We start from the raw sequence: 12,984 nt of genomic DNA on the forward strand, positions 1-12,984 counted from the left end.
TTCATTCAGCGCTTTTATTTTTTCAGATTTTCGACAACCACAGAGGGAAAGCGGCCAGCCATATCCCTGGGCAGGGCCGCAACAGCCAAGGCCACACACCGGGCCAGGTCACGATATAGTGCAGCAGCCTCGCTATTGGGATCGCTGGCCACCGTGGGCGAGCCCGAATCGGTCTGCTCGCGAATACTTTTTGCCAATGGCAGCGCACCCAGCCAGGGCACGCCCAGCTCCTTGGCCATGCGCTTGCCGCCGTCCTCGCCGAAAATCGCTTCGGCGTGACCGCAATTAGAACAAATGTGCATCGCCATGTTTTCAACGATGCCCAGAATCGGGATATTCATTTTCTCGAACATGCGCAGGCCCTTGCGGGCGTCAAGCAACGCGATGTCCTGCGGCGTGGTCACAATAATGGCGCCCACCACCGGCACTTTTTGCGCCAGTGTCAGGGCAATATCGCCCGTGCCCGGCGGCATATCGATGATCAGATAATCCAGATCCGGCCAGTTGGTTTGGCGCAGCAATTGCTCCAGCGCCTGCGTGACCATGGGACCGCGCCAGATGGCGGGCGAATCGGCATCAATCAGAAAGCCAATGGAATTGACCGTAATACCATGCGCACGCAACGGCTCCATGGTTTTGCCGTCATTGGATACCGGCTTGCCCGATACGCCCATGATCAGCGGCTGGCTGGGCCCATAAATATCTGCATCCAGAATACCGACGCGCGCGCCGCTTTGCGCCAGCGCAATCGCCAGGTTGGCGCTGGTGGTACTCTTGCCTACGCCGCCCTTGCCCGAGGCCACGGCGATAATATTCTTTACCGACGCAATGGGCTTGAGCCCGCTTTGCACGGCATGAGCCCGGACGGTATCACTGAACTGCAGTGTGATTTGCTGCACGCCAGCCTGTTTGGCAGCCGCCTCAAGTTGCGCAGTTAACGCGGCCTTTGCGGCTGCATCGGTCACATATCCGGGCTCGACGCGCACCGTTGCCTCCGTTTCGGAAAGCGTGATATCGGCCTCTTTGAGCGCAGGAACCACCGCCATACCGGTGGCCGGATCTACCACAGACCGTAACGCATCCAAAAGGGCTTTTGACGACAAACTCATTTCAACTCGCTGCAATTGATACTATTTAAGGAAGTGACGACCTTAATGATAACGTTTAATGACCCCGGACATTGTTAAAATCTGTGTGGTGAAAGGATATCTTCCCTATGAGGCGCAGCTTTGCTGGCCCAACAGCGTAGCCCAACAGCGGCCACAGCGGTCGCGCACACATGAGATGCGGCCGGTCTTGCTGATGAGGGAACCGCTGACCTGGCAACATGCGCGCCAGCGGCCACCCCATTTTTGAAATTTTTTGCTATATGTACGTGCTTGTCGCTATTGAATTTTCGTGAAAAAGCCCTACTATAGAAAAACAAATCAAGCAAAATCAATTGCTTGTGTACAATAAGCAACCACTTGCGCTTATTGGCTCTTCCCACATACAAGGATCTGACCCCCTATGAACGATTTTCTGGACCGGTTTTTCAAAGCGCTGCTTTTTGGTGTAATCACCATCGCAGGCCTTGTCATGGCCGCTGTGTTCCTGGTCTCTGCGGCAATCGCGGTGGGGCTGTTTTACGTTATTGCAAAAGTACGCGGCAAACCCTTTGTCGCCCGCGAATACTGGAAGTCTACTTCAACCCGTGCGCGCCAGACCCATACCGAATTTTCCGAAAAATTCAAAAAACCCGGTAACTTCTCGCGCAAGCCCGATATCACAGACGTGGAAATTCGCGAAATAAAGTAAACGCGCATCAAGGGCGGCTATAACGGTGGCCCGTGACGGCGTGCATCGCCTGCCCAGAACCCTTGTCACAACAAAGGTTTTTTGTTTCATGTCATAAACGCTTGCCCTGTTCCACTTACGCTTGTCCTTGCACCTGCGCTTGTCCTTGCACCTGCGCTTGCTGCGTGCTACCTGCGCTCGTGCTTTGCGCTTGTCCTGTGCCAATGCGCCGCGGGCACCGACGGCGCGATTACCCTGAACTTGTCACGCCAACTGCCTCAACGCTTGTGCATAGCGGCTGATATCATTTCAGCTGATATCTAAGATAAAAATATAGCATTTGAATTATTGAAAGCAGGCCACCATAATTTGACATACCCGGGCACCCAGGCGATTGCCACCCCGGTGCGGGCCGCCGTCAGGCGCAAACCCTGTCCAATTTTCGCTTACCTATTTCAAGAGTTCCCCCATGACCGATCTGTTTTCCCCCTTCAGCCTGAAAGACGTAACCCTACGCAACCGCATCGCGATTCCGCCCATGTGCCAGTACAGCGCCCAGGACGGTTTCACCAATGACTGGCACCAGATTCACTACGCCAGTCTGGCGCGTGGCGGCGCCGGGCTGGTAATTGTAGAGGCGACCGCCGTTTCCCCGGAAGGCCGCATAACCCCGAACTGCCTGGGATTATGGAGCGATGAACACGTCGAAGGACTGGCCCGCATTGCCGCTTCAATCAAGGCTGCCGGCGCCGTGCCGGGCATTCAGATTGCTCACGCAGGACGCAAGGCCAGTGCCAACCGCCCGTGGGACGGCGATGACCATATTGCCGATGACGATCCCCGCAGCTGGCAACCCATCGCCCCGTCAGCCATTGCCTATGGCCAGAACCTGCCCAAAGTCCCCAAGGCCATGACGTTTGAAGATATTGAGCGCGTGAAGGCCGATTTTGCCGCAGCGGCACAACGCGCCCGCGATGCCGGCTTTGAATGGCTGGAGCTGCACTTTGCCCATGGTTACCTGGCGCAAAGCTTTTTTTCTGCCCACTCCAATCTGCGTGATGATCAGTACGGCGGCGACTTGAATGGCCGCAGCCGCTTTCTCCTGGAAACCCTTGCGGCAGTACGTGGTGTGTGGCCACAGAACCTGCCGCTTACCGCCCGATTCGGCGTGATTGAATATGACGGTCGTGATGAGCAGACGGTTGCCGAGTCTATCGAACTGGTCCGCAATATGCGCGAGGGCGGGCTGGACCTGCTGAACGTGAGCGCCAATTTTGTGATTGCCGACACGCAGATCCCTTGGGCCACGCCGGCATTTCTGGCGCCTATTGCACAACGCGTACGCCGCCAGGCCGAGCTGCCCGTTGCATCGGCGTGGGGTATCGATGATCCCCAAGTCGCCAATCGCGTGATCGAAGACGAGCAGATGGATCTGGTCATGATTGGCCGCGCACACCTGAGCGATCCACATTACGCGTTTGCCCTGGCCAAGGCACTTAAGCAGCCCCGCCCCACGTGGATTCTGCCAGCACCCTATGCGCACTGGCTGGAACGCTATCGCGGCGCCGCCGCTTAAGCAGCGAACTCATAATAGGATCGTTACGATGATCGTCGTTCCTGCCCAAGGCGGGACGGCAGCTTGTGCAGCCAACTTTTGAGATAACCGACGCCCACGCTCAATGCGGCACGGCGGCTAAAGCGAACGAGGATAGGACCGGCGCCCCCGCTCAGGGCGCCGCTACCCTTGCGGCAGCCAAATGGGCGCGGTCTGGCTGGCATGACGCATGGTTATCAAAACAAATATCGAACAGCAACTGCCGCAACCAGCGCTGGGCAGGGTCACGATGCGTGCGCTCATGCCAGGCCGCCATTTTGGTGAAGCCGGCAATAGCAATGGGCGGCTCAAACACGGCCAGGCCTGCCAGGTCTGTGACCAGGCGGCTGGGCAACAGCGAGACCATATCGCTGGCACGCAGCAAATCGGGCACTATCAGAAAGCTCTTGACCGAAACCGTGACCCGTCTTGTTTTGCCCAGTTTTTCCAGCGCTTCATCTGTTGCGCCGGCAAAGCCCGCGCCTGTGTATGACACAAGCGCATGATCCAGTTCGCAAAACCGGTCCAGTGTAAGGTCCTGCTGGCGCTTGATGACCGGATGATTCTCCCGCAAAACACAAACGTAATGCTCATCAAACAGCTTGCGCGCGCGCAGGTCCGGGCAGGTGTATTCGGGCGAGACCAGGGCCAGGTCAATCACACCCCGTTCGAGCTGGCTCAGCATCTGTGTGTCGTTTACCAGCACCAGCGCCACCTTGATATTGGGCGCCAGCCGCTTGATTGTGGCCAGAAACGGCAAAGCGATGGCGCGCAGCGCATAGTCGGTTGAGGCGATCGTAAACTGCGTGGTAGCTGTGGCAGGGTCGAACACAGGCGGCTGCAGCAACGCCCCTACTTCACCCAGCACCTGCTTTAGCGGGATTGCCAGCGCCAGCGCTCTCTCCGTCGGCTCAATGCCGCGCTGCGTGCGCACGAACAGCGGGTCTTCGAAGGTATCGCGCAATCGCGTCAGCATGCCGCTCATCGCCGGCTGTGTCACACCCAGCCGGGCAGCGGCGCGCGTCACATTTCTCTGATCCAGCAATGCATCCAGCGCCTTTAGCAGGTTAAGATCAAGGTTCCTGATGTCTTTCATCGTAATATCGCATTTGTAAATAATGCCATTTGTCTTATCGCTTTATATCACTGCCTGACGCTACCGTACGTAAAAATACATTCGGCATGCTCGGTTGACATCAACTTAGCTTCAGGTTTTATGATAACAATAAAGATCGCCAACCAAGGTAATAATGACCAACGATACACCGCCTACGCCGCAAAATCGGCTAAATCCTCAAAGTTCTCAAAGCCGTGATGGCCTTGAGAGCCCTGGGAGCACCAATAACCCTCATAGCATGAACGACCCTTCTCTCGATCAAATGCGGACCCAAGCGCAACAGCCGCCGCGCGCCGCGACAAAAACCGGCGCAGCCCAGGCCAAGCTGCCAGACGCAGCGCCACCAACACCGCCTGCGCCCATGAGTTCGCGTTCTCTGGCCGGGCGCAAGCTGGTCCTATTGCTGGTGGCAACGCTGACCATCATGGCAGGCATTATCATCGCCCCGTCGCTGCCGGCCATTGAAAGCCGTTTTGGCGATAGCGATCATATCGCCCTGCTCAGCCGCATGGTGCTGACGCTGCCTTCCTTGTTCGTGGCCATGTCGGCACCGCTTGCCGGCATACTGGCCGATCGCTACGGGCGCAAAAAGCTGTTGGTGGGGGCGATCGCGCTTTATGGCATAGCGGGAGCCTCGGGACTGATTGCCGACAGCCTTCCAATGCTGCTGACCGGACGCGCCATTCTGGGTATCGCCATTGGCGGCATCATTACATTGAATACAGCGCTAATCGGAGATTATTTTACCGGCGCTGAGCGGGAAAAATATCTCGGCCTGCAACAGGCTTTTGTGCAACTGGGCGGCGTTGTTTTTGTCATGTCCGGCGGCCTGTTGGCCGAGTTGCACTGGCGTATGCCATTTGTCATCTACGGCGCCGCACTGATACTGATCCCCGCAGTCATTATTTTCCTGACCGAGCCACAACGTCTACAGCGCAAGCAGTCCCGGCAAACGATCACAGCACTGACCAGCGTGCCGGCCAACTGGCCGGTTGTGGCAGCGGTGTGCCTGCTGGCTTTCCTGATCAATGTTTCTTTTTATACCGTCCCTTCGCAATTGCAATTTCACATGAAAGGATTAGGCATTTATGACGCCAGTGCCTTTGGCATGGTGCTGGCCGCCTTCAATCTGGCCGGCGGCATTGCCGCCCTGTGCTTTGGAAGGCTCAAACGCCGCCTGGATACGGCGGTAATATTCCTGGCAGGCTTGAGTCTGATGGCGGCCGGTTTTGGTTTACTGTCAGTCGCGTCGCACTTTCCCGGACTGGTGCTGGCCAATGTCATCATGGGCGCGGGACTGGGCATTGCCATACCCAATGTGTTTTCAACCGCCATTTCGCATTCCCCCGCTTCGCTGCGCGGTCGCATCGCTGGCATGGTTGCGACCTCAATCTTCATCGGCCAGTTCATTTCGCCGTTTCTAAGCCAATACTGGGTCAGCGTGGTCGGTTACGCCGATATGTTCCGCAATGTCGGACTTATTATGGCGGCCCTTGCCTTGTTTTGTATTCTGCCATCACTGCGCAATGGCTGGCTGGCGCTGACCAGACAAAGAACCTCGTACCGCGGCCGGAGAGCGTGCAGGCCACCCAAAAAGGCCGATTTGAAAACGTGAGCCCGTGCCGGCACGTTTTCCCGGAACCGTCGCCATATTGCGGGTACAATTTAAGTCTTATATAAGACTTAAATTTTTGGTACCTCCGCTTATGGCCCGGACTCCGGCAACACCCCCCTTTCCTGCTCCCACCAGAACTCCTGACATTACACTGGCCAGCCTGTTTCGCGGCTTTGCCAAAATCGGCCTGCTCGGTTTTGGCGGAGTCGGCCCGATCACGCGACATGTCATTGTCCGCGAACAACAGTGGCTTAGCGAAAAGGATTACGCAACCCTGCTGGGCATCGGCAAGGTTCTGCCGGGCGCCAATACTGTCAATGTAGCCGTCATGCTGGGCGACCGCTATCATGGATTCAAAGGGTCCGCTGTGGCCGTATTCGGACTGCTGGTGCCGCCAATCCTGATATTAATTGTGCTGGCACTCCTGTACCAATTCCTGGATCAAAATCCTTATTTCAACGCAGCCCTGCAAGGGTCGGCATGTGCTGCGGCCGGCATGGTGATCGGTACCGGCCTGAAAATGGCCAGCAAAATTGACTTGCGTGCGCATCATATGATGGCCGGCATAGCGACTATTGCACTTGTGGTCCTGCTGAAATTTTCCCTGTTGCAGGTTGTCGGGGTGATGATGCCGCTGGCCATTGTTGCCAATTTCGTCATCGCCCGCCGCCAGGGACATCAGCCATGAGCGTGCTGCTGGAGCTGTTTTTGACCTTCGGACGCATTTCGCTGATCGCCATTGGCGGGGCCAACGCCGCCATACCGGAAATCCGTCACGCAGCCGTGGATGTGCATCAATGGATGAATACAGATACCTTCACGCACTTGTTTGCTGTGGCGCAGTCGGCACCCGGCCCCAATGTGCTTATTGCAAGTATTATCGGCTGGCACGTGGCCGGTATTGCCGGGCTGGTGGTGGCCACCATTGCCATGGTCCTTCCCGCCTCGGTGCTGGCCTTTGCCATTGGCCGCGTCATCAGCCACTTTACGCACCGGCGTGAATACAAGCTGGTGCAGGATGCAGTGGTGCCGGTGGCCATCGGGCTGATTATTGCAAGCGGCATTGAGCTATCGTTCTATTCGGCCTTTGACGTACTAACCTGGAGCATGGTCCTGGGCACGCTGGTCTTCCCGAAGCCAATCCAATGTGGGCGCTGCTGGTCTGCGCCATTGGCGGGATGCTGGCCTATCAGGCTGGCGTACTCTGAAAGCGGGGCTCCAGGAACATTCGCGAGCTGCCTTGCAAGGTCGCAAGTGCCACGGCCCGGTCATTGCACGCCCATCGCCACAAAACCCCGTTGTACCCCAATATTCGTCTAAAATCAGTCTTTTCCCTCCTTTTTTGATCTGATACTGCATCTTATGTCCCGCACGATTTTTGTTACCACGGCTCTACCCTACGCTAACGGTTCGTTCCACATTGGCCACATCATGGAGTATATCCAGGCCGACATCTGGGTACGAAGCATGCGAATGGCGGGCCACACCGTGCATTTTGTCGGCGCCGACGACGCCCATGGGGCGCCCATCATGCTCAAGGCAGAAAAGGAAGGCATTACGCCGCAGGAACTGGTGGCCCGCTATGCGCAGGAACGCCCCCGCTATCTGAACGGCTTTCATATCAAATTTGACCACTGGCACAGCACAGACAGCGAAGAAAACATCGAACTGTCCCAGGCGATCTACCGCCAGCTCAAGTCTGCCGGTTTCATCAGCACCAAGACCATCGAGCAGTTCTATGATCCGGTCAAAAGCATGTTCCTGCCCGACCGCTACATCAAGGGCGAGTGCCCCAAGTGCCACGCCAAGGATCAGTACGGCGATTCCTGTGAAGTGTGCGGCGGCGTGTACGCGCCCACCGATCTGATCAACCCGTATTCCACGCTAACCAAGGCCACACCGCTACTGAAGTCCTCTGAACACTTTTTCTTTAATCTGTCCGATGCCCGCTGCGTTGAGTTTCTGCAGGAGTGGACCACGGGCACCAACAGCCAGGGCAACAAACGCCTGCAATCGGAAGTGCTGGCCAAGACCCGTGAATGGCTGGGCGACGATGACAATCAAGAAAGCAATCTGAACGACTGGGATATCTCACGTGACGAGCCCTATTTCGGCATTGAAATTCCCGATGCGCCAGGCAAATATTTCTATGTCTGGCTGGATGCGCCGGTGGGTTATCTGGCATCGCTCAAATCCTACTGCAAGCTTCAGGGTATCGACTTTGACGCATTGCTGGCACCGGACAGTGCGACCGAGCAGGTGCACTTTATCGGCAAGGACATCGTGTACTTCCACGCCCTGTTCTGGCCCGCCATGCTCAAGTTTTCCGGACGCAAGGTGCCAGACGCACTGAACGTGCACGGCTTTATTACCGTGAGTGGCGAGAAAATGTCCAAAAGCCGCGGTACCGGAATATCACCCATCAAATATCTGGATATTGGCATGAACGCCGAATGGCTGCGTTATTACATCGCAGCCAAGCTCAATGCGCGCGTTGAAGATATCGACTTTAATCCCGATGATTTCGTTGCCCGCGTCAACAGTGACCTGATCGGCAAGTACATCAATATTGCCAGCCGCGCCGCCACTTTCGTCACCCGTCATTTCGATGGCAAGCTGGGTTATGCCGGTGATACGCAGGCAATGACAAGCGAATTGGCTACACTGACTGAACAAGTACGAAATGATTTCGAAAACCGCGAATACGCCCGTGCGATCCGCCACCTGATGGCGCATGCCGACAAAATCAACCAGGCTTTTGACAACGCCCGGCCCTGGGTCATGGCCAAGGGCATCAGCACCGCAGACGAGCAGCAAAAACTGGCCCTGCAGGACGTTTGCTCGCGCGCCATTGCCGGCTTCAAGGCATTGTCTGTGATGCTGGCGCCGGTATTGCCTGCGCTGGCCGAGCGTATTGCGACTGAATTATTCGGCATGAAGCAAGGCTTTGTCTGGGCCGATGCGGCGCAACTGCCCGCCCAAATCGCGCCGTTCAAACACCTGATGCAGCGGGTTGAACCCAGCTTGCTGGACACCCTGATCGAACCGGATGCGCCGGCAGCCGAAGCCGATGTGGTCGCCGCTGCTGTTGCGTCTGCACTGCCCGGGGGCGAGGCCATTGCAGACGTAATAACCATTGACGATTTTGTAAAAATTGATTTGCGAATTGCAAAAATTGTTAATTGCGAACATGTGGAAGGCTCAAACAAGCTGTTGCGCCTTACACTGGACGTAGGCGAAGGCAGAACCCGGAATGTGTTTTCGGGAATAAAGTCCGCTTATCAGCCTGAGGCTCTGATCGGAAAATATACGGTGATGGTGGCCAACCTGGCCCCCCGTAAAATGAAGTTTGGCGTCTCCGAAGGCATGGTGCTTGCCGCCAGCGATGCTGATGAAAAGGCCAACCCGGGTATCTATATTCTGGAACCCTGGGAAGGCGCTCAGCCCGGCATGCGCGTTCGCTAAGCAGTGGGTCCCGTAAAAAGGACCGTGTGCGACGGCATCATGGCGTGGTCAACAATAAAACGGGACGTAGATTCATATGGTTGGAACGTGGTGCAGAAGCGGTTTTGTCCGTTTGAAAAAAACCGTCAGGGGCTCTCGCCCGCTGTTGTTTGTCAACGAACTGATGCACCAGCCCAAGTTTACCGGCGCCATCTGCCCCAGTTCGCGCAAGCTGGGGCGGTATATGGCCAAGCACATCCCGCTAAAACATGACGGGATCGTGATCGAGCTGGGCGGCGGCACCGGGGTCATCACACAAGCCATTCTTGATCGTGGCGTTCCCGCCGACAAACTGATCGTCATCGAGTTCTCCAGCGTCTTTGCCCAGCACCTGCAACGGCGCTTTCCGCAAGTGACCGTTATCAATGGCAATGCCGCCGATCTGGACGCCCTGCTGCCACCAGACGTGCGCATCAACGCGATTGTCTCCAGCCTGCCGCTAATCTCTTTGCCGCCCGAAGTGCGCAGCCGCATTCTGCATCATTGGCAGACCCTACTCAAGGATGACGGGCGCGCCATTCAGTTTACCTACAACCTGCGGCAGGCCCATTGGCAATCGTCCCTGAAAGCCTGTCATTACAGCAGTGAGATTGTGTGGACTAATGTGCCGCCGGCCCGGGTCATGACATTCCGCTTCGCAGCGTAGGCAGCCCGCGCCCGCTGGGCGAATGCACTACAATGCAGGTTTTGTCGTTCTGGCCGCTGTTGGCTGACATTGCCCGTTGGGCTGCCCGCCCGCGCATAGACCCTATACACAAGCCAGACTTGTACCCCTTGCACTCTTTACCATGACCACTGCAGATCCTGATAACAAGACCAACAACCCGCCTGCCGGCAACGTACCCGCAGACACTGACAAGACCGAGATTCCACAAGGCCAGCCGCAGTCGGCACAGCAGGCGCGAGGCAGCGGCAATACGGCCAGGGATCCCATCAGTGATATCGGTAGCGACACCGCCGCAGACACAGTCACTGCGCCATCGGCCGCTTCCGACAAGGACAGCAGCAATCCGGACGATTTCAAAGAGCGCCACATCCGCAGTTTTGTGCATCGCCGCTCCCACATGACGCCGGGCCAGAAGCAGGCCCTGGAACAGCATATGGACACATGGGCGCTGCCCTATCAGGCCAGGCTGCTTGACTATGACCAGGCCTTTGGCCGCACAGCCCCCACGATTCTGGAAATCGGTTTCGGCATGGGCGAGACCACGCAGAAAATTGCCCAGTTGCGCACCCAGGAAAACTTTCTGGGCGTGGAAGTGTTCAATGCTGGCGTCGGCGCGCTCTTAAAGCGCATTGAAGAGTCTGGCGTGAGCAATATCCGGATCATCCAGCACGACGCCGTCGAGGTGGTGCAGAACATGATTGCCCCGGACAGCCTGGCGGGTGTGCATATTTATTTCCCCGACCCGTGGCCGAAAAAGCGCCATCACAAGCGTCGTCTGGTGCGTCCGGACTTCATTGCCCTGCTGGCAAGCCGCATCAAACCGGGCGGCTACATCCATTGCGCGACAGACTGGGAAGACTACGCAGTACAAATGCTGCAAGTGCTCAGCGGCGAGCCTTTGCTGCAAAACACCAGCGCCGACTACAGCCCCAAACCCGAGTACCGGCCACAGACCAAATTTGAAACCCGTGGCCTGCGACTGGGCCATGGCATTCGTGATCTCGTTTTCAAACGTATCTAGTTTTATTTGAAGGAACACTGCATGTACCCGCCAATCGAACCCTATCAGACCGGCCTGCTTGATACCGGTGACGGCCACCAGGTGTACTGGGAGCTTTGCGGCAATCCGCAGGGCAAACCGGCTGTTTTTCTGCATGGGGGCCCAGGCGCCGGTTGCGGCACGCACCATCGGCAACTGTTCAATCCCCAACATTACAGTATCCTGCTGTTTGATCAACGCGGTTGCGGTCGCTCTGTCCCGCACGCCAGTCTGGAAAACAATACCACCGCTCACCTGATCCGCGATATTGAACGGCTGCGCACCGACGTGCTCAAGGCAGAACAAATGCTGGTGTTTGGCGGATCCTGGGGCTCAACCCTGGCCCTGTCCTATGCCCAGGCGCACCCGAAACAAGTGAGCGAGCTGATCGTGCGCGGCATCTTTACCTTGCGCAAGGAAGAGCTGCGCTGGTTCTATCAGGAAGGCGCCTCCTACCTGTTCCCGGACTACTGGGAAGACTATGTGGCCCCGATCCCGCCCGAAGAGCGCGATAACCTGATTGCCGCCTATCACAAACGGCTGACCGGCGACGATCGGCAGGCGCAGATCATTGCAGCACGGGCGTGGAGTCAATGGGAAGGCCGCACGATCACCCTGTATCCGGATCAGTCCAATACCCTGAACTACATTGCCGATCACTTTGCCCTGGCCTTCGCCCGCATCGAGAACCACTACTTCATGCATTCGGGGTTCATGAAAGAGAACCAGTTGCTGGACAATGCTCACCTACTCAAAGAGATTCCCGGCGTGATAATCCAGGGTCGCTATGACTGCTGCACCCCGGCCAAAACCGCCTGGGACTTGCACAAGGCCTGGCCCCAGGCCGAGTTCCATATGGTGCCCGACGCCGGCCACGCATTTAATGAGCCGGGTATTCAAAAACTGCTGCTACAGGCCACCGACCGTTACGCGGAAAAATAGCCCAAACTGAACCTCCGCTTGTTCAAACCTGAAAAGCCGGCTGCTCAAAGCCAAGAGCCGCGCATTGCTGTCGCGGCTCTTGGCTTTTATGCCTGCCTGGCAACGGTCGCCTGCACTCAGAAATAAGCCACCTCTAACATTTGTTAACCTTCAGGATCTTCCGTTTGTCATGTATTGCATGAATAATAGGGATACGCACGAACCGTGCTATATTGAAGTTGTCATTCATGATAACAAGGAGTAAAAACCATGGGTATTCTCAGTTTTATCAAAGAAGTCGGCGAGAAAGTTTTCGGTGGCAACGAAGCGCAAGCCGCTACCCCGGAAGATCTTAAAAAGGAACTGGCCAAGCACGGCCTGAACGCTGACGGTCTGGACATTGCCGTTGATGGTGACAAGGTAACGGTCAAAGGCAATGCAGCAACCACCGCCGATGCCGAAAAAATTGCCATTGCCATTGGCAATACTCAGGGCGTCGCTTCTGTAGACAACCAGCTGGCTGCCGCAACCGCCGAAGAAGAATCCAATTTCTACACAGTCAAGTCTGGCGATACACTTTCCAAGATTTCCAAAGACCAGTATGGCGATGCTAACCAGTACCAGAAAATCTTTGAAGCAAACCGCCCAATGCTGAGCCATCCGGATAAAATCTATCCCGGCCAGGTTCTGCGTATTCCCAAGTAATATGATGTGACGGGCACCGCCCGGTTTCTGAACGACAGAAACCTCG

General features: G+C 56.5%; 12 protein-coding genes. 10 read left to right on the plus strand and 2 right to left on the minus strand.

What is annotated here, in order from left to right; all coding sequences use genetic code 11:
* Positions 1 to 14 precede the first annotated feature (14 nt).
* The gene (gene apbC, locus CAP48_RS17605) at positions 15 to 1,109 is read right to left on the minus strand and encodes an iron-sulfur cluster carrier protein ApbC (RefSeq protein ID WP_100699131.1); all 1,095 of its coding nucleotides are present in this window, start codon (positions 1,107 to 1,109) and stop codon (positions 15 to 17) included.
* A gap of 400 nt (positions 1,110 to 1,509) precedes the next feature.
* On the opposite strand from apbC, the gene CAP48_RS17615 reads away from it, so the two are divergent.
* Positions 1,510 to 1,797: a hypothetical protein gene (locus CAP48_RS17615; protein WP_100699135.1), complete on the plus strand. Its 288-nt coding sequence runs from the start codon at positions 1,510 to 1,512 to the stop codon at positions 1,795 to 1,797.
* 448 nt (positions 1,798 to 2,245) lie between these two features.
* Positions 2,246 to 3,352, plus strand: coding sequence for an NADH:flavin oxidoreductase/NADH oxidase (locus CAP48_RS17620; RefSeq protein WP_100699137.1), 1,107 nt, complete (start codon positions 2,246 to 2,248; stop codon positions 3,350 to 3,352).
* Positions 3,353 to 3,503: 151 nt separating this feature from the next.
* Here CAP48_RS17620 and CAP48_RS17625 read toward each other — a convergent pair whose 3' ends face one another.
* Positions 3,504 to 4,466, minus strand: coding sequence for a LysR family transcriptional regulator (locus tag CAP48_RS17625; protein ID WP_100699139.1), 963 nt, complete (start codon positions 4,464 to 4,466; stop codon positions 3,504 to 3,506).
* Positions 4,467 to 4,725: 259 nt separating this feature from the next.
* Between CAP48_RS17625 and CAP48_RS17630 the strand changes: the two genes are divergently transcribed.
* From CAP48_RS17630 to lysM, 8 genes are all read left to right on the plus strand, one after another.
* The gene (locus tag CAP48_RS17630) at positions 4,726 to 6,102 is read left to right on the plus strand and encodes an MFS transporter (protein WP_197707286.1); all 1,377 of its coding nucleotides are present in this window, start codon (positions 4,726 to 4,728) and stop codon (positions 6,100 to 6,102) included.
* A gap of 91 nt (positions 6,103 to 6,193) precedes the next feature.
* A complete protein-coding gene (locus CAP48_RS17635) occupies positions 6,194 to 6,790 on the plus strand; it encodes a chromate transporter (protein WP_100699141.1) in 597 nt (198 codons plus the stop codon).
* Positions 6,787 to 7,422: a chromate transporter gene (locus CAP48_RS17640; RefSeq protein ID WP_100699143.1), complete on the plus strand. Its 636-nt coding sequence runs from the start codon at positions 6,787 to 6,789 to the stop codon at positions 7,420 to 7,422. The genes CAP48_RS17635 and CAP48_RS17640 overlap by 4 nt, the downstream gene beginning before the upstream one ends.
* 42 nt (positions 7,423 to 7,464) lie before the next feature.
* Positions 7,465 to 9,567, plus strand: a complete 2,103-nt coding sequence (metG, locus tag CAP48_RS17645; RefSeq protein ID WP_100699145.1) for a methionine--tRNA ligase — start codon at positions 7,465 to 7,467, stop codon at positions 9,565 to 9,567.
* Positions 9,568 to 9,679: 112 nt separating this feature from the next.
* The gene (locus CAP48_RS17650) at positions 9,680 to 10,252 is read left to right on the plus strand and encodes a class I SAM-dependent methyltransferase (RefSeq protein ID WP_242444547.1); all 573 of its coding nucleotides are present in this window, start codon (positions 9,680 to 9,682) and stop codon (positions 10,250 to 10,252) included.
* A 142-nt stretch (positions 10,253 to 10,394) separates the two neighbouring features.
* On the plus strand, positions 10,395 to 11,294 hold the full coding sequence (gene trmB / locus CAP48_RS17655; RefSeq protein WP_242444548.1) for a tRNA (guanosine(46)-N7)-methyltransferase TrmB: 900 nt from the start codon (positions 10,395 to 10,397) through the stop codon (positions 11,292 to 11,294).
* A gap of 21 nt (positions 11,295 to 11,315) precedes the next feature.
* Complete coding sequence (gene pip / locus CAP48_RS17660) at positions 11,316 to 12,254, plus strand: prolyl aminopeptidase (RefSeq protein WP_100699147.1); 939 nt, start codon at positions 11,316 to 11,318, stop codon at positions 12,252 to 12,254.
* A gap of 249 nt (positions 12,255 to 12,503) precedes the next feature.
* Positions 12,504 to 12,938, plus strand: coding sequence for a peptidoglycan-binding protein LysM (gene lysM, locus CAP48_RS17665; protein WP_100699149.1), 435 nt, complete (start codon positions 12,504 to 12,506; stop codon positions 12,936 to 12,938).
* The last annotated feature ends 46 nt before the right edge of the window (positions 12,939 to 12,984 follow it).

The organism is Advenella sp. S44 (assembly GCF_002810445.1).
Classification (GTDB): domain Bacteria; phylum Pseudomonadota; class Gammaproteobacteria; order Burkholderiales; family Burkholderiaceae_B; genus Advenella.

Coding starts and splice junctions, on each gene's coding strand:
- apbC (WP_100699131.1), bottom strand. CDS start 1,109: ATGAGTTTGTCGTCAAAAGCCCTTTTGGATGCGTTACGGTCTGTGGTA.
- CAP48_RS17615 (WP_100699135.1), top strand. CDS start 1,510: ATGAACGATTTTCTGGACCGGTTTTTCAAAGCGCTGCTTTTTGGTGTA.
- CAP48_RS17620 (WP_100699137.1), top strand. CDS start 2,246: ATGACCGATCTGTTTTCCCCCTTCAGCCTGAAAGACGTAACCCTACGC.
- CAP48_RS17625 (WP_100699139.1), bottom strand. CDS start 4,466: ATGAAAGACATCAGGAACCTTGATCTTAACCTGCTAAAGGCGCTGGAT.
- CAP48_RS17630 (WP_197707286.1), top strand. CDS start 4,726: ATGAACGACCCTTCTCTCGATCAAATGCGGACCCAAGCGCAACAGCCG.
- CAP48_RS17635 (WP_100699141.1), top strand. CDS start 6,194: ATGGCCCGGACTCCGGCAACACCCCCCTTTCCTGCTCCCACCAGAACT.
- CAP48_RS17640 (WP_100699143.1), top strand. CDS start 6,787: ATGAGCGTGCTGCTGGAGCTGTTTTTGACCTTCGGACGCATTTCGCTG.
- metG (WP_100699145.1), top strand. CDS start 7,465: ATGTCCCGCACGATTTTTGTTACCACGGCTCTACCCTACGCTAACGGT.
- trmB (WP_242444548.1), top strand. CDS start 10,395: ATGACCACTGCAGATCCTGATAACAAGACCAACAACCCGCCTGCCGGC.
- pip (WP_100699147.1), top strand. CDS start 11,316: ATGTACCCGCCAATCGAACCCTATCAGACCGGCCTGCTTGATACCGGT.
- lysM (WP_100699149.1), top strand. CDS start 12,504: ATGGGTATTCTCAGTTTTATCAAAGAAGTCGGCGAGAAAGTTTTCGGT.